This is a genomic window from Methanogenium marinum (assembly GCF_028912405.1).
Taxonomy (GTDB): domain Archaea; phylum Halobacteriota; class Methanomicrobia; order Methanomicrobiales; family Methanomicrobiaceae; genus Methanogenium; species Methanogenium marinum.
Map to the genome: position 1 here is coordinate 2,033,440 of NZ_JAKELO010000002.1, position 21,004 is coordinate 2,054,443.

The following is a 21,004-nucleotide window of genomic DNA, read 5'->3' on the forward strand; positions in this document are numbered from 1 at the left end:
TCTCTCTTCCGATGGCTGTTAATTGTTCTTTTGTGGGTTAACTGAAAGAAGTTTGAAGATATGAATTGTATATCGTTTCTCTTTAAGAAACCTCTTATTTAGTATATCTCCCTGTGTTTGGAAATTGCTGATACAATTTCCCGTGCCCAGATGCGGATGGCTTCATGATCTCTGAAATCTCCGACAGGAGGGTGCACCATGTCAGCAATCTGTGCATCTGCCTCTGAGAGGTTAACGGGGCTGAATGCACCGGAAAATCCCATTTCCATTACCGGCCTTACATACTCATGCATATCCCTGATTGCAGCAATCAGTGGTGATGTATTCGTTTCTCCCGGATTGCAGCATGAAATGCCGTCAACAAATATGGCAAGCCATATATTTTTTAGATATGGACGGTAATGCTGACAGAATTCCCGTGCTTCAACAAGCATTTTTCCCATGTATACCGGGCTTCCGAGAATCACTGCATCGTAGGAATCAATAATTCCTGTCTCCATCACATTGGTAAGATCACTTTCAATGCCGTTTTCTGCCAGAACGTCCTGAATTTCTTCTGCTATTTCCTTTGTTGTTCCATATTTTGTGGCATATGCAATGAGTACGCGTGGCCCTGTCATATTCTTCAATGTATGGATTTTTGTGCATTAATTATTATTGGTGAACTACCTCTGGGCTAAAGACCCAGAGGCTTCCTGCTTCATTCCCCGAACTTATGTCCATGAGTCCACAGGCCCTTCCCCTCGTACCGAAGGTGTATATTATTATTAAATTCCAATTAGATTTTGTTTATCAAGTGCGAATTTCTTGATATTTATCGCGGCATTAACATCCCGGTCCTGGTGTGTGCCACAATCTGGGCATATCCAATCTCTGTCAGCCAGTGTTAAATCCCGATTATAGTAACCACACGTACTGCATATTTTTGTAGATGGTTCAAACTGACCGATACGCAGGATAGTTTTACCATACTGCTGTGCTTTATACTCTAATTGGGTGACAAAGGAACTCCATGACGCATCAGCGATATGCTGTGCTAATTTATGATTTTTTAACATCCCTTCAACATTCAATGTTTCCAGTGCAATTGCTTGGTTCTCGCATACTAATCTAAAAGAGAGTTTGTGCTGGAAATCATTGCGTTGATTGTGGATTTTTTCATGGAGTTTTGCCATTGTCTTTTTGGCTTTGTTTCTATTGTTTGAACCTTTTTGTTTTCTGCTTAACCGTCTTTGTAACACTTTCATGCGGAGAATAGATTTTTTCAAATTTCTTGGATTATCGATCTTTTCTCCGTTGGATAGTATTGCAAAATCTTTGATACCGACATCAACACCTATGGTCGTATCTTTATCAAAATGTTGCGTTGCAGGTTGTTCCTGTTCATCGTCTATCAAAATACTGATGAAAAATTTTCCCGTTGATGTGACAGATACTGTCGCGGTTTTTTCAATCCCTTCATATCTTCGGTGTAATTTTGTTTTAACCCATCCGATTTTAGGTAATCTGATTTTATGAGTATCAAAATTCACATTGTATCCCTGCGGAACAGAGAATGACTGAATGGGATTTTTCCGGGATTTAAATTTAGGAAATCCTTTCTTTTCTCGGAAAAAACGAGTGAATGCATTATCAAGATTTAATGTTGCACCTTGTAAAGACTGCGAATTGATGTCCTTTAACCAAATATGTTCTGATTTTAAATCAGGCAACATTTTGTTTAATGTAAATCTCGATATTGATTTACCATCAGATTCATAGGTTCGGAGCTTATTTTCTAAACCCCAGTTGTAGATGAACCTACATGCACCGAAATGTTGAAAGAACATTTTCTCCTGTTCTTTGTTAGGGTACATTCGGTATTTGTAGGCTCTCAACATACACATTTAACTCTGGATTTACTACCCATATGCTTTGTGCTAATGGAGTCTACAAACATCGCAATCAGGGTACATTTCTTCTTATGTATCATGTTATATTTGTACTCAAATACCGCCAAAACAGCCGTATTTTCCGGCAACAAAATCGCGCACAAAAAAACGTCCATTTTGTCCCCGATTTCCCAAAACAAGGAAGAGTAAGGGGGCCGAAAAACAGGATCAAAGGGTGATTATGGGTTGGTTAAAGGATCGTTACGGGGTGGACAAGAGGTTATATACACAAACAGGGGGGAGGCAATACCCCTGTTTCTGGTATTTGCCCTAGTGTCTCAGGAGATGTCCGGAGGTTCCATGAATGGAATGAAAATCAAAAAATTTTGGGAGAACTCAGCTGAGTTCAGTTCGGCCAGGTTCATCCCGAGGTTCAGCCGAGTTCCGGCTTCCCGTCAGCCCATAGCTCAACCGCTTCCCGGATAGCATCGTCCGCATATGAGGAGATCCGGACTTTGGTGCGGGAGATCGTCACATAGTACGTCTCGCCATTCGCGTCGTGGCACTTCAGTTTGCAGGAGAAGGTGTCCTTTTCGTTGTCACGGGACTGGGTTCCGCCAATAGCGGTGGCGAGTTCGTCGTCGTTCATCACATGGGTGGCAGCGGTCCCGAATGCTGTGACCGTTGCGACCTGGATGGAGACATCGCCTATGGTGTCGGCTTCGAGATTTTCGTATATGACCTTTGCATCATACGCTTCTTTGGAACGTACGACCGGGTCAATGGTCACCCCACTCTCGACGTACGAGGTACAGCCGAAGGGGTTGGTGTCGATGATGTCCTGCACGAGGGCATCGAAGATGGTGATATTTGCGATGGGGACGAGAAGGTCCCGCACCGCACTCTTGGTGTTGGTTGTCTGGATAAAGTCAGCCATTTTTGGCACTTCCTGCCAGCCGGTTCCCGGGGTTCGACTGACATATAAACATATTACTTTGGGTAATATATGCCTGTCCTTACATTTGACTTCGTGATGAAAATATTCCGCGCTTTCGCCGGAAAATATGGATGAATTGATGAGGAAAATACCTGAGGCGCACCTATAAATTCATTTTGTTGGATATTTGATATTAGGTGCCGCAATAAGGAATTGTCATTTATTTGATGAGAACGTTCGTTCAGTGACACATTCATGAATCATACCTGAAATGAACTGATGGTAGTGCAAATGGTTGTCTCATTTCTTCCCTGACTGGAAGAATCCTCTCTCGCCAAAATAATTACCAAAGGTAATATTTATCTTCATTGCTGGTAGAGTATATACAAGGTAAAAAATTCAGAGAAGGGAAGAAGAAATGATGAATGACCTGGACGCGAAAATCATCGAGATGCACCGCGATATTAAGTGGATCTGCCGGACACTGGGAGAGATGAAAGAGACAGATGTTGACTTCGAAGACCGCATCCGGAAACTGGAAGGGTGGCAGGCTGAAAAGGCCGGGGTAGATAAGCGGACCGGTGGTATTGTTGCGGGTCTGAGTGGGGTTGTGGGGGCCTTGGCAGCGTTGGTGGTGCAGTGGCTGGGGATGGGGTGATAAGTTCCCTATTAAAAGGGATCATAAACAGGTGAAACACAAATTGGTGTTCTTCTCCATTGATTCATCCGCCAGGAATTAACCAGGCACACCTACCTCACGACATCCTGATCTATTTCAACCCCCCCACGTCCACCAAAAACTCACAATTCACTTTCACATCACGCAATGAACCGATAATACCATTCACATCCTCTTTTTTTCATGCCACAAAAATTACTCTTGGCTAGCCAGACACTCTTCAAAGATCCTGAGATCTTTGAATCCGACTACATACCCAACACCATCAATTACCGTGACATGCAGCTCCGGCAGCTCGCCGGGACAATCCTGCCCGCCCTACGGGGAGTCTGTCCCATCAACACCATCCTCCGGGGGCCACCGGGAGCCGGGAAAACGACAAGCGTCCTGCGGATATTCACCGAGATTGAGGAGACCACCCGGAAAGTCGTAACCGTCCTCATCAACTGCCAGAACGTCCAGACCGAGTTCCGTATCTTCGCCAAAATATTCGAGGAATTATTCAGGCAACAGCCGCCGTTCTCCGGCATCCCCATTCAGCGGCTCACCGACCCCATCGCAAAAGAACTCATCAGACGAAAAGCAGTCCTCATCGTCTGCCTGGACGATGCCAACTACCTGGGCCACAACCATCAGCTCGATAAGGTGCTTCGACCCCTGCTCCGGATGCATGAATCTAATCCGGGAGTACGTATTGGTGTCATCACCACCATCAGCACGCTGGATTTTCACCGGCCCGCGATCCTCGACCCCGCGGTGGAATCTATCTATCAACCCGAAGAGATCATTTTCCCTCCCTACGTGGAGGAAGAGATCCAGAGGATCCTGCATGGCCGCATCACGGCGGGCCTCTGTAAGGGAGTAGTCACCCCCGATATTCTAAACCTCATCACCACTCTCACCATGGAATCAGGGGATCTCCGTATCGGCATCAACCTCCTGAAACGGTCGGTTATCCATGCAGAACGGATTGGACAAACAAAAGTACAAGAGGAAGATGTCCGACACGCATTCCGGAGCACACAGGAAGCACATGTCTCCCATCTTGTCGATAGCCTGACAACAGACAACCGGCGGCTGCTCTCGTATATTGCGAAGATGAGTCAGGAAGACGCGACCGGGCCAATCATCTCAGGAAATCTCTATGATTCATATAAAAAGAACACGACCATTTGCTACACGGCCTTCTATAACCACCTGAACAAACTCGCAAGCTTCCGTCTCATCGACCTTACCCAACGGAATACGAAAGGAAACACACGGGAGGTAGTGCTCCGGTGTGACCCGGCGGAGATTATGGAGATGTGCAGAACGGAGATAGGAGGGGAGATTCTCTCCTTTTGAAACATACCATTCCCTTTTTTTCACACCACTAATTCGCCCGTAACGGCCAGTTCGACAGTATCGTCCGTTCCCTCACCCGGATGTACGAGAACTATCCGGGAGTAATCACACCTGCCTCGACCATATCGTCGCCCTCACGATGGAGGGGGGTGACATTCGGGTCGGCATCGACCTCCTGAAATATTCCGTTATCAATGCAGAACAGGATGGCCGGGCTGTAGTCGTGGAAGAGAATGTCAACACCGCGTTTAAGATCGTAACAGGCACCCATCTGTCCCTCCTCATAGAAGGACTAAAACCAATTCAGAAACGGCTGCTCTCCCGTATCGTTCAGATGAAACAGGGGGATGAAATGTCATCTCTCACATCCAGTGCCCTCTATACGTCATTCAAAAAGACCGGTGATATATCCCATGCGTCCTTTTACAACTATCTTCTGAGACTCTCTGATCTCCGTCTCATCAATCTGCACCGATGGGCAGGGAAAGGGAATGCACATGAAATTGAACTTTTGTTTGATCCTGAATTTCTCAAAAATATCTGATTCAAATTCCTTTTTCGAATTCAATACATTATTCTGAATTTTACAAAAGAAGAAGGTTGTAAACGGTCATCACCAAAGCAAAGGAAACCTGTACAAATGCAGGTCAGAATGTAGCAAACCATTTTGCTGACGCCGGAGGTTTCAGGAAATCCTGTCGGGGCCATGGATAACCCACCTTTGGTTTGCACTTCTCCAGTGCAAGTCAGTGTAAACGTGGACGGCTTCACTCTGCCGCTGCCGGGTGTTATGTGTGCAGCGGATTTTGAGAGGGTGAGTGTTGATCTTGGCCGGTGTGGTTTGTGCGATGAGGGGAAGGCTTTGTTTAGATCTGGGGATTTGAGGCTTAGTATCTGTGAGAGGTGTTACGGGAGACTTGTGAGGGAGGATAATGGGAGGAGTGGAATTAAATAATCACAGTTTAGAAAAGTAAATCAATGGACTTTCTTTTTCCTATACCTGACAAAAAATTATCATTATTTGAACCTGCTGAAAATTATTGTAATGCTGGATATGTATATCGTGCAGGGATGGGGAATCCTGACGAGATATGGGGCACATATGCAAGGGGTTACCTCAATGCAGTTGATGAACTTATAAAATCTGTACTGGAAGGAAGACTTACCCGCGACACTTTTGGTTATCCAATATTCTACCTTTTTTCACATTATCTTGAACTTAGGTTCAAGGAGATTATGCAAATCGGTAGGCCATTGATAGGAGAAGATATAGGTTTTTCAAAAGGCCATGATCTGGTTCAGCTATGGGGTGAGTGCAAAAAAATATTAAAAGAAGTCTATAAATGGAAAAAATACTCTGACCTTGACAAAGAAGGAAGAGAGATTTTTCTTACAATAGATCATTTTGTCAAAGAACTTTGTCAGGACAAAAAAGCACAGACATTTCGTTATCCTGTGGACAGGGATGGGAAACCTTTAATGAAAGATTCTATCGATGTATTGAATATTGAAAATCTGGTTATTGTGACAAATTGGCTACCGCAGGCTCTTGATCGTTTATGTTCCGGAATTTATGCAAACAAACAATTGATGGATGACTTTCATGCCGAAATGTGTGCTGAGTATCGCGAGGATTATTAAGATGATCAACCGCTTTCCTTATAAGATCCACAGGGTAGAACTTCTTAAGTTTTGATAAACTAAAAAAAAGTATTTGTAGCCGATTTTCAATCAATTCTTAGCACACCGCTGCCAGGCGTTATGTGTGCAGTGGATTTTGAGAGGGTGTCGGTTGATCTCGGCCGGTGCGGTCTTTGTGATGAGGGGAAGGCTTTGTTTAGATCTGCAGGGCTGAGGTTAAGTATCTGTGAGAGGTGTTATGGGAGAATTGTGAGGGAGGAGAATGGGAGAAGTGGGGTGAATTAAAAATATTGAAAAAATATATGAATTAAAATTTATTAAGGTAGAAAATGCATATATCAGCCCTCTTTTCAATTCAACTAAAAATATGTGAGTTTTTGCAATTCCTTAGTGAGATAACTCTAATACAGTTGCAGATTCTCTGGAATCTCGATATCACAACCGCCATGCAGAAGAAAATCCTGAAGGAGATTGTGTATTTTTACGTTGATTTTGAAATCAGGAACGCTCTTGCCTTCCAGCGATCTGAAATAGTTCCGTGCTTTCTCTTTATCAACAGAGCGTTCTAATTCGGTAAAGCGTCCATATTCATCGATATTTTCTTTATTTACCTTTATTTCCATTATCTCTAGGAGGAGAGATTTATCTAATCCGAATATTGAGGATATATGAGATATCTGGTCATTTTTCTCAGATGCCTGATACAGGGAAATGTATTCCCTGAATGTCTTGCCGCTTTCCAGCTTCAAGTCACCTCTCTCCACATCATGGAGGATGTGTTTTGCATGTTTCTGTTCTTCCTGAGTGAGGGTTGCAAATGATTTGTGCAGTTCGTCTAAGATAGCCTGCCGCTCTTCTTCGTTGAGATTCGTCTGCTCTAAGGATTTGCAGTACTTCTCAAAGTTAGCGTTCATGTAGTCCAAATCGATGACGCCGGTGTCGATTTCGGTGAGGTATCCTTCAATTTCAAAGGGAATGTCAGCCGGTTCTCCGCCGCCTTCAGTATCTGCGAAGAGTTCTTTGTAACGGAGTGCCAGGATGAGATAGATGGTTTCACCGAACTGCAGTTTTACGGTTGTTTTTGGTATGCCGCTTCCATGTCCAAATTCATAGGTAAGCTGCTTCCAGGTGAAACCCTGCAGTTTTGCGGCTTCAAGGCGAAGGTTGAGGTCTTTGAAGAATTTAGCAAATCTCCTGCGGGATGGGATGTCGTCGGGAATTGTGATGAAGTTGGAAATTCCGGCATTTTTAAAGAGGGTTTCTATGTCGGTGTGGAGATTGTTGAGTTCGGTTATGTTTTCTTCGAGTTTATCTACGAAGAATCCAAACACGTTCTCTCCTGAGTAGAGTTTGACAGCCTTTTTGATGTTTCTCTCCATGGTGTGGGGTTTACGGTAGTATCTGATGATGCCGAAGGGTTTTTCGGGACCAAAAAGGCGGTTTGTGCGGGAGAATGCCTGGATGATTTCTTCATACTTCAGCATTTTGTCCAGATAGATGGTGTTTATCCATTTGGAGTCAAATCCGGTGAGCATCTGGTCAACGACGATTAAGAGGTGGATCTGTTCATCCGGGTCGTTTTGAATTCTTGTGTAGGGTTCTTTGTGAGCTAATCTTGCGGAGATGTCTTTTTTGAAGAGGTGATGGGTTGCGAGAGTGAATTTTGTTTGGTAACGTTCGTTGTAGTCTTCTAGGATTTCGACCAGTCCGTCTTCTTTGATTTCAAATCCCTCGGTGTTGTCGATGTTTGGATCAAATAATGCGGTTATTTTGAGATCGGGTTTTGTCTGTTTGATGAGACGGTAATAGTCGATTGCATCGTTGATGCTGCTTGTTGCAAAGATGGCATGAAATTTTCCGCCGCGGCTTAGCCGGGTCCAGTTATCGATGATGTCTTCAACGACTTTCTGCCGGTGTTCGGGTCTTGTGTACTGGGTTTTTGGGAGGTAGTCTTCGATGCCTTTGACGTATCTTCCGTCGCTCCCTTCAAAGCCTGCCATTTGGACGTTGGAGGCGCCCATGTAGTAGTAGTATTGTTGGCTTTTTACCGGGTCACTTAAGGCTTCTTCGACGGTTTGTGCTTTTGCTTTGTAAAGAGCGACGGCGGATCTGACGTCTTTGTCTTTGTGGGTTGAAACTTTGTAGAGGTCGAATCCAAGGACGTTTTTATCACGGATACCATCTGCAATGCTATAGCGGTGAAGTTCGTTGCCAAAGAGGGTAGCTGTGGTGTTGAGTTTTTTCTGGTTTTCTTCGTAGATAGGGGTGCCGGTGAATCCGAAGAAGAGGGCGGCGGGGAAGGCTTCACGGATTTTTCTGTGCATCTCGCCGAATGTTGAGCGGTGGGCTTCGTCAACGATGATGACAATGCGTTTTGTATTGAGTTGATCGAGAAGAGATTTGCTGACACCTTCTTCTTCGGAGATGTTGCTCATTTTCTGAATGGAGGTTACGATGAGGGTGTCTGCCGGGTTGCTGCTTTTGAGTTTTGCGATGAGGACCTGGGTGTCTTCTGTTCCCTGTACGGATTGATTTTCACTGGCAAATTTTTTGTATTCTCTGAGGGATTGGGTGCCGAGTTCGATTCTGTCAACGAGGAATATGACTTTGTCGGCGTCTTTTGAGTTTGCGATGAGCTGAGCGGATTTGAAACTGGTGAGGGTTTTGCCGCTTCCGGTAGTGTGTCCGATGTAGCCGCCGAGGGGGTTTGTTTCTTCCCAGTGGTGTTGTGCGACCCGGTCGGATATGGCGTTTGCGGCGTAGTACTGATAGCTTCTGAGGACTTTGAGGGTGCCGTCTGATTCGTCGGCGACGGTGTAGAATCCAATGAGCTGGTGAGCCATAGGAATGGAGAGCAGGGAGTCGGCGATTTCTTTCCAGTCGTTGATTGGTTCGTTGTTGAAGTCTGCCCAGTGGAAGTAGAAGTCTTTGTTAAATATGCCATTAGTTCCGGGGTTGGCAAAATAAACGGTTTCTTCTGGCGTCATGGCAACGAAGACCTGAATGAGGGAGAAGAGGTGGGTGAAGATATGTTCGTGAGAGTATTTTTCTATCTGGGTGTAGGCCTGGCTTACATGGATGCCGCTTCGTTTGAGTTCGAGGTGGATGACGGGCATGCCGTTGATTAAGAGCAGGAGGTCGCCGCGGCGGTTATTAAGGATAGGGGACGGGGTTGTGAACTTTGGCTGCTGAGCTATCTGGTAGGTGCTTTGTCCGGCAGCAATTTCCTGGCGGTCGTAGATTTTAAGGCTGATCTCTTTTCCGAGGTGGGCTACGTCGTCAGGGTTGTCGCGTTTGACGGAAATGGTTTTTCCGTTTATAAATCCATTGAGGTTGACGGGGGTTCGAAGAAGAATGATCTGTTCAAGAATCTGCTGCATTTCCCCGTCGGTTAAGGGATATCCGTTTAAGCGGTCTATTCCGTTGTTGTTCTGGAAGAGGATCTTTTTCCAGTTTTCGATGAGGTCTTTTTCAGTGGAGTATTTGAGGACCGAAAGTTCTCCCCAGCCTTTCCGTTTGAGGGCTGAGATTAAGGCTTCTTCAAATTCGGCTTCGGTTTGGAGTGTCATGCTGCCTCCGTGACAAACATTTTTTCGAGGAGTGCGGTTTTGATGTGTTTGAGGTTGGTGAGGTTTTGGTGATGAAGGGTGATGAGGGTGTCCAATTTATCCAAAGTAACACCAATCAGATTCTGTTCTTTGACACTCGGAAGTGCAATCGAGCACATACACAACTTATCATAATAAAAATATAATCTTACTCCGCCCTCTTGATATTGTTCTACCATTCTTTGAAAAGTTTCTGACTTAAACCAATGCCACAAAAATCTATCATCAACATCTTCTGTTGTCTTAAAAACTTCGTAAAGCGAACTAACGATTACATTTTCAGGCAAATTATAGTATCCAATTGAGCCAACATTGATTCTTGCAGGATTATATGCAAACGAATTTTGAGATACAATATAATACATACTTTTATCAGCATCTCGCATTGTCCCGCCATTTTCAAACAGTTCATTTTGAGGGAAAAATCCTCTTTCATTTGATATAGAGTAACTTTCTAATGGAAGATTTTCCTTATTCTTTTCTCCTGCAAGAAAAGTAATATCAGTAAACTTTCGTTGTTCCCAATCATCAGTAAATCCTTTAAATTTAATTTTTGAAATATTACGATTATTTTTGGGAAATATCTTTTCCAGTATGGATTTTTTGACGTTTAGAAGCGTGTCGTATTTACGCTGTTGTTGGGCGATAAGGGTGTCGAGATGTTTGAAATAATCTCCAATTTTTGTTTGCTCTTCTATTTTTGGAGCAGAGATAGATGTCTCAAAGATTATACGCTTATTCAAACCACCACGAGTTCGATCTCCCGAAGAACTTATTCTTAATTCATCGTAACGTGACTCTAAATTTTGAAATATAAATTCAGGATTTAAAACGTCATTAGGCATAACCGCGGCAACAGACTGATTTGTTGTTAGTGGAATATTTGTTATTGCTACTGTGCCTCGGGTTTTACCTTGACCTGCCAATGCAATAATCACCGAATTCTTTTTCACCCAATTAGCACTTGAATTAGATAAACCAGACTGGGAAATCATATTCTCTGTGAAATTAATCCTCTTTTTATTAACCTCACCAGAAGACAACCATGGTATTTCCTTTGGATGCCAATATTCAAACACTTTCGTATTTGGTGTACCACCAGTAATAATATCAGAATTATCTCCCAGTCTAAACTTATCCCACCCCCCCTCAAAGCCCTTGAACCGGAGTGCAGGCTTCTTCTCCCCCATCATCACTCACCTGCAAGCAGAGACTTCAGCTTCATAAGTCCTGCCATATCAGACTCAGCGCCTTCCAGCTCACCAATCAGCACTGAAAGAGAACACTCCGCCTCGTGGATACTCTCCTCCGTTTCTGAAAACGTCACCGCATACTTTTCAGACAAATACTTCACCCCGCTCGTCAAATCTGAAACAACATCCTCAGGCATCTTCGAAAGTGCGGAGGTCAGCGGAAGAATCCACTTCCGTTCAAGCAAATCAAGAACTTCAGCATCCGAAAGTTGTTCGATCGTCTGTATGGTAAGCTCATGTAGATGGGCGGCATCCGCCTTCACCTGCTTCTTCAGCCCCTTCTCCTCATCAAGCAAAGCGTTCACTGTCAAAAGCTTCTGCTCTAACGAATCCGCATCAAACACCGCTCCGCGTTTCATCTCCGCACGGATCTGCTTCGCCTCTTTCGCCGCAGCCGCCGCAGCAAACGCATCCTTCGCCTTATTCACCGCCTCGGATTCCAGTTCCTCCTCAGACAGCGAAGAAAGAACATCCGCAACCTCCGATGAAATCACAGAAAGCCGCTCTTCCTTCCGGGAAAGTAAAGCCATATCCTCTTTGAGCAGTGTCTCCTGAACCAGCTCAAACGGAAGAACATACCCAAGCCAGCCGTCCTGGACCTCAACATCCTTCCCTTCCTTCTTCTTCAAAACCATATTCGGCACAACCTTCCTCGCCGCCGCAAACCCTTCGCTTTGCAGAATCCCCAAATCAACCGCAACCCTCTGCCAGCAATCATCAAGAATCTGATACGCCGCATACGTATCAATCAGCGGAACACAAGAAAGCCGCGAGAAAATATCCCCACTCAAAACCGCCTCTACATTTGCCGTATTCACCGACGCCCAGGCATCCACCAACTCAGCACGCAAACACGTGCCAAAGTCAGAAAATGCCGCCGTGAAACCATCCGTAAACCGGCAAACATCCGCATGACTTGAAATCAGACCTCTGACATCATCCGTTGCAAGCGACAAATACCCGTTCGACCCCGCGGAAAACAAATCACTGCGAAGCGAAGGAAACGCATCCCAGAACGTAGACAAACCCGCAACCTCTGACGCCGGAATACCCCCATACATCAGCGCATACAGATCCCAATGCTCAGCCTCATTGGACGAATCAACATACCGCGGAATATTCAGATTATACGCATTCTCCCGAATCTCCTCACGGCTCACCGCACGTGAAAACTTCGGGACCGTCGCCCGGCTCACATATGTATCAACAATCCGCTTAATATCCGATGCACGAAGCTTATTGTTCTTCCCCTCCTTTACAAACCCTTTCGAAGCATCAATAATCAAAACATCATCATTTGCCCGTTTCTGCTTCAGAACCATAACAATCGTCGCAATACCTGTTCCAAAGAAAATATTCGAAGGAAGACTGATAATCGCATCAATATGATTAAACTCGACCAGATTACGGCGGATATTCCCTTCCTCTCCCCCGCGGAACAACACACCGTGCGGAAGAACGATCGTCATAATTCCTTCCGGTTTTAAGTGATACAAATCATGTAAGAGAAACGCATAATCCGCCTTCGTCTTCGGAGCAACCCCAAACCGCTTATACCGAACATCATTCTCCATATCCTTCGTTTCCCAGTGCTGGGAATACGGAGGATTAGACACAACCGCATCCACGTACAACGGGGAATACGTTCCAACCGGATCATTATCCTCAAAATACGGCCAATCTTTCTTATCCAGAGTATCCCCGCACCGCGTAACAATATTATCAGGAAGAATTCCCCGCATAACCAGATTCATACGGGTAAGATTGTAGGTATTCTTTTTCAGTTCCTGCGCATAATATCGAACCTTATTTTCACCCTCGATATGCTTTGCAGCCGAGCGGCCAATCGTTATCAAAAGTGAACCGGAACCGCTTGTTGGGTCGTAAATGTCGATGGTCTTCTTTCCTTTCAGATGTTCTGCCACAATTTCGGACATTAAAAGGGAAACCTCATGCGGAGTATAGAACTCGCCAGCCTTCTTCCCCGCATTCGCAGCAAACATGCTGATAAGATACTCGTAAATAAACCCAAGAACATCATAGTCCTGCCGGTTATCCATCGGAATATCCTTAATCAGATGAATAAGCGCATTGACCGCCTTCGTTTGAGACCCAGGACTATTACCAAGCTTACTCAAACCGGTTTCCAGAGTTGTAAAAATACCCTCGAATATCTTTTTGTGTTTGTCACTGATCTTCCGATTAAATGCCGACAATGCATCACGGACATTAGACACATCAAAATCATTCCCCAGCGAAAGCCAGGTAGAAAACAGATTATCATAAGAAATGAAGTATCCAAGTTTCTCCTGAATAAACGCAACCGTTTCCGGATCAGTCTCAGAAATCTGCGCAATATACTCGTCAGTTGCATTATTCTCTTTCAGAAACTGTACTTCCTTATCTGAGAGGAACTTATAGAATATGAAGCCAAGAATATAGTCCTTATACTCGTTAGCTTCAATATTGGAACGCATTTTATTTGCTGATTCCCAGATTTTATTGGCAAGTTGCTGTTTATTCATGGGTGACGTCTCTCTGATTACCTATACTGTAAAATCGGTGCTTTGGACTATGTCTCTTTGCTTTTTGACGGGAAGGGAAGCAAAAATGACTTTTATGTTATAGCCTGACTTTGCCAGTTAAGAAGAAATAAAAGTGTTCTTAGTGATGTTTGAATCGTTCAAAATACAAACAAAACTAAGAACATATAAGGTTGCCCCGAAGGGTGAGCGGCCGTTTCCATGAAAAAGGAAGGAATCAAATCGGGGATACCTCCTATACTTTCATCCCCAACCTTTACCATCTCTCTCATAAAAGAGAAGAATATGACATATGATTGGCGTGAACTCCTCTACCCTGCAGAATGGGGATTCCGTTTCTTCATTGCCTCCATGTTGGTTGCTCTCGTCTCTCACTTTGCAACAATGGAATTTGTGCTTCTCTTCTACCTGATGACCGCCGGATGTGCTTTTTGCTTCCTCCTTCAGCTGCGGATTGCAATACTTTCGATCTTAGGGAGAATTCCAACATCTGGTTAAGTAACGCCTAAATGGACTTTCACCTCACCCCCTCACTCTTATTCCACTCCCGGACCAGCCTGGCATAACATTTTTCGCAGATACTCGCCCGCTGCTCTTTGGAGTGATACACCGCCACCCCGTTACCACAGATTGAACAGTGTCCGAGCGACACCGACGACCGGCAAAAGGATGTGTGATCCAGGATACCAGGCAGGGGAAACACTTCATCCTTTCGACGGTTTGTTTTCACTCTTTCACCTGTTTTATTTACTTTTCTTGCGTGTTGAATTTGGGATTTATGCACAAAATTGCCTTTATTCGGCAATTGCGGCATGGATGTACGACTCACTATTTCATTTTCACCAGTCCCGGATTCACAGAGACACAGACCCGTACCACTGCAATTATCGGGTATGCTGTGTGTTCCCGCTGAGTCATGAAAACTTCCCTTACTATCTGTACATTTCTCTATATACTTTAGTTCTTTAGAAGAATAAACATCAATATGGGATTTGTTTTGAGCCTCTATGTTTTCACTTTGCTGGTGAAAAGATGGTGAAAGAGTGAAAGTATCGGCATCAGGATCATCAGGATCATCAGGATCGGAATTGTCCCCCTCTCCCTCATCGGAATCATCGATCCAGACATCTGCCTTATCCACCCATTCCCGGTACATTTCATGATCGAAAGAGAAATGATGCTCCCGTCTCTTCATCGAAATACCACATACATCCTCTGCCACTATTGCATCAATGAGACTCACTGCCGGGCACTTGTCCAGAATTCCGGTGTATGTCGATCTGTTGTTGGTATAGCCATGGAGTAATCGGTATGTCTGCTGATACGAGAGGCCAAGTGCGTTTTGCAACTGCCTGACAGTGAATATATCAAGACCCATCTTCATAATTGTCTCAAGTGCTGCTGCTTCGTTACGGGTCTGCTTCGTCTCCTGCCCACCGGCATCATTGCAAATTGAAATGAAGAGGCGGCGGGCATAGGCAAAGTCATCACGATTTGCAATGAGACTGCCTTTCTCATCATAATCCCGCTGGCAGAAATGGATCAGGGCGTGACATTTGATAAGGTCAAAGAGCATCGCCGGGTTGCGGCGATTATTGGCTGTACGAAAACATATTTGCGGTGAGAAGGGAGTGCGCACATGGTGTATCTTCTGTTTTATCAGATTCCACATCTCGTGGCACACATAAATGTCGGTATCTGCCTGTTCATCCTCCCGACACTGTGCCTCTTGTTGTTTCATGTGTTCAAGCACCGCCCTGTCCTGATCCTTTGAGTCGTCAATCCAGACCGTCAGCATACGGTTCATCACCTGATCATCTCCGATGCTCTCCACCTTGGCAAGCCACCAGACACATCGTTCCGGGATGGTGCATAGTTTTAGCTGCCTGTCGGTGGTGAGTGTCCTGTGCTGGATGGATTCCCTGAAATTTGAAGTAGCGGACTTCAGTACCTCCTGCATATCATCCGAGAGACTGACATCATCGAAGAGGAGAACGGTTCCTGCCTGGAGTGAATCATGGTAGAAGAGGGCCTTGTCAGAAACGGTACCTGTCAGCCGGTACTCCTCAGGCAGAAGCTGTATCATTGTGTTGCATGCATGGGACTTTCCCTTCCCTGAGTTCCCTGATATGGCGACATGCAGCCCGGAGGTATTCTCCACCGACTGGGAGGCAACCGACATCGCGAGACACTCGGCAACAGTCTGGTCGCCGACATGGTCGCGGTGGAAGACGTCAAGGAGGAAGGCGAGCGGATCGCCGGTGGTGAGAATATCCAGGGCACGTTTCCGGTACTCCTGCTGTTCTGCAGAGGTGTCTGTCAGTGAAGGAGTGGAAAATGAATCATCCGATGGTTCTTCTGAACGGTTTGGTGTCTCCTTTTTGGGTGATTTTGTCCTGCCCTTTTTATTCCCGACAGCCCGTTCCGGTTCATACATCCCCCGAAACTCCTTCCACCGCTGCGTCCCGCCGCCACAGGAATTGTGATGACATCCGGCAAAGATGGCCCCGTTTGAAAACTGGATGGCGAATGCCCCGTCAGTGTGGGCAGAAGAGAAGGGACACTCGGCAAGTGAGAAAAGCGTGCCACCCTGCCAGAGTCGTTCGTTTTTGACGGCGATTTTGTTTGTTTCGAGCCAGTAGCGGAGGTCAAATGATCCCCGCCGTCTGCCCTGCTCTGCCGCGGGGGCGGACCGGGGAATACATCCGACAAGGGTCCGGAGCAGGTCAGTCGTCACGACCTGCGGTTCATCCGGGGCAGAGACAATCCGTGCCTTCCGGTGCGGACGTACCCCGGTATTGTCCCCTTTTCGGGCCGTTGTTCCGTAGAGCTTCCATATGCGGCCTGCATTGAAGTTTGCCGTGTCACAGAGTACGGTATCGTCTGAAAAGAACGCATCGAGGACCGTGAGACACTCTTTCACAAGCCGGGTGGATACCCCATCGTTCGGAAGATCGATGCGATATAAAAGATGGGCACCGTTGCCTGAGTCTGAAAGAACAGGTGCCGGGAATCCCTTCTCTGAGAGCCAGTCTGCAACGTCTTCTGCCCGTCTGAGGGCAGCATCATGTTCTTCATCCGTCGTAGAAACACCACTTGGCCGAACCGGATCAAAGTCAATCGGGAGCCACCGGCGGCGGATGATATCTGCGTCAGCGGTGGTGGAATCATTCCGGGAGAGGTGTTGTTTGACTCGGTTCGCCCGACGAGACAGCAGTGCCGGGTTCACCTCGTTCAGGGTGACATAGATGCCATGTATTGACGTGTTGGTGTCCATTGCTGCCGCACGGGTGGCGAGGGCATCATGGTCGGTGAAGTACCCACTGTGTACCCCACCATTTCCCAGGGCCCGTAACTCGACAACAGTACCTTCTGAAAAAAGGAGGGAGAGAGTCTTCCGGATCTCATCTGCATCTGCATTTGTATCTGCTTTCATACAAATCCTCCCGTGACGTCAGGCATTGCCGGGAAGATGGGAGCGGAAACCGCCTCACCGCGGGCAACCTGCTGGAAACTCACAAACGGGATACTAAAATGGCCCGCCCGCGTTGCTACAAGGACGGCCCGACCGGAGACATTGACCGCGATGTGACCATCGATGACCGATGTAACGAGGATTGCCCCATCAGGGTGGACTGTCTCTTCTGTCCGGATGAGAGGGACGCTCTGCCCGTAGAAGAGAAGTGTATGGATGTCATCCCGTGTGAGGTAGTAGGTCTCCTCCACGATGGAAAGGGAGAGAATGCCCCTTCTTCCCAGTGCAAGAGTGCCGGGTTCAGTCTGCATCTGCACCACCCTGATTTTTGTTCAGTTCCTGTCCCTGTCTCCGATCGCATCCCGGTTTTGGCGTTTTGGTAAGGGTAATGCAATATGTGTGATAGGCGGTCCGGTGGATTGCGATATCAGAGATGTATCCACCGTGTGCCTGAATCTCTGCGAAAATTCTCTTTGCGACGAGGGAGAGCGGGACAGGGCCTGTGGAGATAGACATGCCTGCATCTGTACCACCCTGATTTTTGTTCAGTTCCTGTCCCTGTCCCTGTCCCTGATTGCATTCCTGTTTTGGCGTTTTGGTAAGGGTAATGCAATAGATGTGATTGCCGGTCCGGTGGATTGCGATATCAGAGATATATCCACCGTGTGTCTGAAACTCTGCGGAAATTCTCTTTGGGACGAGGAAGAGCGGGACGGGGCCTGTGGGGATGGCTGTTTTTTCAGTCACCATGGATTTTATTATGTTGGAAGTTGATTGATCATCGGCGGTTCCTGACAGAACAATGGTGGTACATAGTTTTTTTATGGGGCTGCCGTTTACCTGTTTTATCGGTTTTACCTGTTTTGTGTCTGTGGGTTGCATGTTCCCATCTCCTCGTCTGGCATGATCTGCCGTGTTTTATTCCCGTTTATTTCTTCTGTGATACTGCTGGTTTCGACACGTGCCTGCGGCTGGCCGGGGGTGTTTTTCAGGGTTGGTTTCAGGACTGTTTTTGTGTCTGGTTTTGTGCCTGGTTTGGTTGCTGTGTTTGTGCCTTTTTGTGTTTCTTCGATTTTTTTGATTTCTTTTATTTCTTTTATTCTGTTCATGGGGATTCTTTCCTGTGCACGATTTCTGTTATGCACAATGAAAGAGGGGACGTCAAATGCCATAAAGAAAAACACTGCGTCGTGAAAGGGAAACAGGGAATAATGTTTGTATCGGGCAGATATTGTGAAATTGATCATTCTAAAACAGTGTATGAACAGCAGAAAATCGGGTATTTATCCTTGAAATGAGCACTATTAAAAAATACCATTGTAGAAGGGAGATATATGGAATGCGCGGTTAAGGGATGGTTTATCTTTTTTCTACCCCCAGGGATTGTTCATTTTGAAAATAAGCGGTAAAATAACAGACAAAATAACAGACAAAATAACAGACAAAATAACAGACAAAATAACAGACAAAATAATCGAATTTTCCTGATTGTAAATGTGGGGTAAAATTTTCTGTTTTTTCTCTCCTTATTCCGCATAGGATAGCACATGCTCTTCTCATAACAAGGTTCATCCCCACATGTGTGGGGAACGTAAAAACATGAAAGGACCGATCGTAATGGGAACCGGTTCATCCCCACGCCTGTGGGGAACTCCATTCTATGACGCCCTTGAATCGGTTAAAACTAGGTTCATCCCCACGTGTGTGGGGAACTCAACAGTAAGAAGAGAGGAATAAAATCTACTCCCGGTTCATCCCCACGTGTGTGAGGAACTCTCTTTAACTTAGATACAATGGGTCAATTTAGCAATTATTGGAGATATATGTATCGGATATTATTACTGCAAAAATAGTTTGGTCTTATTTTCTCATAATTATTCATAAAAATCAATTACAGCTCCACTCTATTTTTTATTGTAAAATAATATGTAACAGGTCAGGTGGACCCATAAACTTCAGTAGGAGTTACTGGAGTTATTTTATATTTGGCCTTTTAATATTGGCCATATGTGCATCAGGATGTACATCTAGTGGTGAAACATCTAAGAGTGAAACACAGCCAGCTATCAATTATCAACCAGGAGATGTAATTTCTGGATATGAGTCTGCGGAGTATATTTCATGTGGATGGGTAATTAGCAGATATGAGTCTGATGAAGATCTATACTATGGTTTCAAAGTAGAAATCCGTGATGGCGTATGGGGATTAACAAGTACTGATGAATGGGATTTATGGAGTAAAGAGAACACTGAAGAGGATTTCCCATATGTTCTTGGTCATATGGATCTCAAAGGTCCGGAAGATAAATGGAGTCAATCAATCTATTATGATTAATCCTTGTTTTTCTTTTTTTGATTAATCAGGTAATTTATTTGTATAATCTCACTATTTATATGGTAGAATAAGCTCAAACCCTCTAAAATATTTAATATCAAGCTTCTGTTGAAAAATTTCAAAAAATAAAACTTCGGCAAGCTCTTAAAAATGCTCTCACGCGCTTCTGTATAGATCTTTTTCTAAAAAAAGAGAATGGAATGGTTGATGTTCCCTGCTACCGCCTTCATGGCTCAGGGTATACTTTCATCTGTGTTTTGTAACCACCATGTCATTCTCAGTTAGCCCTGTGACAATATAGTCAGAAATTGGTGTATTGGTGCCTTCTTCAACGAATTTTAGGGTAAGTTTTGTAACCGTGTAACCATCCAGAGGGTTTTCTTCCTCCACTTCTGTACCGTCTTCAAGGAGGAAGCCACTCTCTGTTCCTTCTTTTTGCCATTCTTCAAATCCTTCTGGATCAAAAAATGCAAGCCGCATCATTCCAACTGCGATAGGAATCATAAATTCATCTACACTCTCATCTGTAAGTCCCTCACTTGGCTTTTCTATATAAAATGGATTTATTTCGACCGTTGCGGTCTTTGTAACCCTGTTAAGAGTTATCATAGATGTCGAACCATCTTCCCCTTTCCTAAAGATCGTCTTTGTCACCCCGGTATCGATGGTTGTCTCTTTAATCGTTTCTGGCTGGGGTGTTCCTGCCATAGCGGTTGGTGATGGCGTTTGTTCTGTTGCTGTTACAGGTGCAACTGTTGTCTTCTCTTGGGTAACACACCCGGTAATTCCGACTGCAATAATAAGGAGAAGCAACACTCCCATAAAAAGCTCAATTTTTTTCATTATGTGTCCTTTGGAAATCTAATCGATAAATGTAACTCTATTAAATATGTGCGATTTTGTGATGTGGTGATGGAAAAAAAAGATATGGTGTATTGAGGATCGCCCAACCACTACCGCCCAGATCTATTTTTATTTATTCGATGTAATAATGATCTCTAATTCGTGATCTTTTCCACACATCTACACTACATTCCCGGTGACACATAACTATGAGGAGAAAAAAAGAGCCACCATATTAGTTTGATTGCAGTGACGTTCAGGTTCAGCAATACGTGCCTCAGGTGAGGCACAATACGTTTTGAGTTCATAATTTTCTGTTAAGGAATGGTTTACGAAAGTAAGTAATTCAGGATCGTTTTCAAGACGGTTACAAACCTCATCATATTCCATAATGTACTAACCTCATTTCTTCATATCTCTGATAATAGTTGGATCAATTGGTATTCTGAGATTATTTCCTAAAAACAGAGTTCAA

General features: G+C 45.0%; 17 protein-coding genes and 1 pseudogene. 6 read left to right on the forward strand and 12 right to left on the reverse strand.

Going from position 1 to position 21,004, the window contains the following annotated elements; genetic code table 11:
* Positions 1–98: 98 nt before the first annotated feature.
* The 3 genes from L0665_RS10145 to L0665_RS10155 form a co-directional block, all read right to left on the reverse strand.
* The gene (locus L0665_RS10145; protein ID WP_274925567.1) at positions 99–620 is read right to left on the reverse strand and encodes a flavodoxin domain-containing protein; all 522 of its coding nucleotides are present in this window, start codon (positions 618–620) and stop codon (positions 99–101) included.
* Positions 621–767: 147 nt separating this feature from the next.
* Positions 768–1,880: an IS200/IS605 family element RNA-guided endonuclease TnpB gene (gene tnpB, locus L0665_RS10150; RefSeq protein ID WP_274925568.1), complete on the reverse strand. Its 1,113-nt coding sequence runs from the start codon at positions 1,878–1,880 to the stop codon at positions 768–770.
* A 424-nt stretch (positions 1,881–2,304) separates the two neighbouring features.
* The gene (locus tag L0665_RS10155) at positions 2,305–2,808 is read right to left on the reverse strand and encodes a hypothetical protein (RefSeq protein WP_274925569.1); all 504 of its coding nucleotides are present in this window, start codon (positions 2,806–2,808) and stop codon (positions 2,305–2,307) included.
* Between the two features lie 418 nt (positions 2,809–3,226).
* On the opposite strand from L0665_RS10155, the gene L0665_RS10160 reads away from it, so the two are divergent.
* The 4 genes and pseudogenes from L0665_RS10160 to L0665_RS10175 all read left to right on the forward strand — a co-directional run bounded on the left by L0665_RS10160 (position 3,227) and on the right by L0665_RS10175 (position 6,472).
* Positions 3,227–3,466, forward strand: coding sequence for a hypothetical protein (locus tag L0665_RS10160; RefSeq protein WP_274925570.1), 240 nt, complete (start codon positions 3,227–3,229; stop codon positions 3,464–3,466).
* A gap of 204 nt (positions 3,467–3,670) precedes the next feature.
* Positions 3,671–4,831, forward strand: a complete 1,161-nt coding sequence (locus L0665_RS10165) for an ORC1-type DNA replication protein (protein WP_274925571.1) — start codon at positions 3,671–3,673, stop codon at positions 4,829–4,831.
* Positions 4,832–4,949: 118 nt separating this feature from the next.
* Positions 4,950–5,375 (forward strand): annotated as a pseudogene (locus L0665_RS10170) (Cdc6/Cdc18 family protein); the annotation flags it as partial.
* Between the two features lie 434 nt (positions 5,376–5,809).
* On the forward strand, positions 5,810–6,472 hold the full coding sequence (locus tag L0665_RS10175; protein WP_274925573.1) for a hypothetical protein: 663 nt from the start codon (positions 5,810–5,812) through the stop codon (positions 6,470–6,472).
* Between the two features lie 401 nt (positions 6,473–6,873).
* Here L0665_RS10175 and L0665_RS10180 read toward each other — a convergent pair whose 3' ends face one another.
* From L0665_RS10180 to L0665_RS10190, 3 genes are read right to left on the reverse strand one after another with little or no spacing between them, the layout of a single operon-like run.
* A complete protein-coding gene (locus L0665_RS10180) occupies positions 6,874–10,041 on the reverse strand; it encodes a type I restriction endonuclease subunit R (protein WP_274925574.1) in 3,168 nt (1,055 codons plus the stop codon).
* Positions 10,038–11,273: a restriction endonuclease subunit S gene (locus L0665_RS10185; protein ID WP_274925575.1), complete on the reverse strand. Its 1,236-nt coding sequence runs from the start codon at positions 11,271–11,273 to the stop codon at positions 10,038–10,040. The genes L0665_RS10180 and L0665_RS10185 overlap by 4 nt, the downstream gene beginning before the upstream one ends.
* Positions 11,273–13,858 (reverse strand): type I restriction-modification system subunit M, encoded by a 2,586-nt coding sequence (locus tag L0665_RS10190; RefSeq protein WP_274925576.1) that lies wholly within the window; start codon positions 13,856–13,858, stop codon positions 11,273–11,275. Before L0665_RS10190 ends, L0665_RS10185 begins: the two co-directional genes overlap by 1 nt.
* 219 nt (positions 13,859–14,077) lie before the next feature.
* On the opposite strand from L0665_RS10190, the gene L0665_RS10195 reads away from it, so the two are divergent.
* On the forward strand, positions 14,078–14,374 hold the full coding sequence (locus L0665_RS10195; RefSeq protein WP_274925577.1) for a hypothetical protein: 297 nt from the start codon (positions 14,078–14,080) through the stop codon (positions 14,372–14,374).
* 19 nt (positions 14,375–14,393) lie between these two features.
* On the opposite strand, the gene L0665_RS10200 is transcribed toward L0665_RS10195, so the two are convergent.
* The 4 genes from L0665_RS10200 to L0665_RS10215 are packed head-to-tail and all read right to left on the reverse strand — an operon-like array spanning position 14,394 to position 18,460.
* Positions 14,394–17,312: a hypothetical protein gene (locus L0665_RS10200; protein ID WP_274925578.1), complete on the reverse strand. Its 2,919-nt coding sequence runs from the start codon at positions 17,310–17,312 to the stop codon at positions 14,394–14,396.
* The gene (locus L0665_RS10205) at positions 17,309–17,662 is read right to left on the reverse strand and encodes a hypothetical protein (protein WP_274925579.1); all 354 of its coding nucleotides are present in this window, start codon (positions 17,660–17,662) and stop codon (positions 17,309–17,311) included. Before L0665_RS10205 ends, L0665_RS10200 begins: the two co-directional genes overlap by 4 nt.
* Positions 17,652–18,233, reverse strand: coding sequence for a hypothetical protein (locus L0665_RS10210; RefSeq protein ID WP_274925580.1), 582 nt, complete (start codon positions 18,231–18,233; stop codon positions 17,652–17,654). Before L0665_RS10210 ends, L0665_RS10205 begins: the two co-directional genes overlap by 11 nt.
* Positions 18,206–18,460 (reverse strand): hypothetical protein, encoded by a 255-nt coding sequence (locus L0665_RS10215; protein ID WP_274925581.1) that lies wholly within the window; start codon positions 18,458–18,460, stop codon positions 18,206–18,208. Before L0665_RS10215 ends, L0665_RS10210 begins: the two co-directional genes overlap by 28 nt.
* A gap of 704 nt (positions 18,461–19,164) precedes the next feature.
* On the opposite strand from L0665_RS10215, the gene L0665_RS10220 reads away from it, so the two are divergent.
* Positions 19,165–19,686 carry a hypothetical protein gene (locus L0665_RS10220; protein WP_274925582.1) on the forward strand — a complete coding sequence of 174 codons (522 nt, stop codon included), beginning with the start codon at positions 19,165–19,167 and terminating at the stop codon, positions 19,684–19,686.
* A gap of 246 nt (positions 19,687–19,932) precedes the next feature.
* Here the strand turns inward: L0665_RS10220 and L0665_RS10225 are convergent, their stop codons facing one another.
* Together L0665_RS10225 and L0665_RS10230 are read right to left on the reverse strand one after the other, a co-directional pair.
* Positions 19,933–20,529 carry a hypothetical protein gene (locus L0665_RS10225; RefSeq protein WP_274925583.1) on the reverse strand — a complete coding sequence of 199 codons (597 nt, stop codon included), beginning with the start codon at positions 20,527–20,529 and terminating at the stop codon, positions 19,933–19,935.
* A 207-nt stretch (positions 20,530–20,736) separates the two neighbouring features.
* Entirely contained in the window at positions 20,737–20,919 is a 183-nt protein-coding gene (locus tag L0665_RS10230) for a hypothetical protein (RefSeq protein ID WP_274925584.1), read from the reverse strand.
* Between the last annotated feature and the right edge of the window lie 85 nt (positions 20,920–21,004).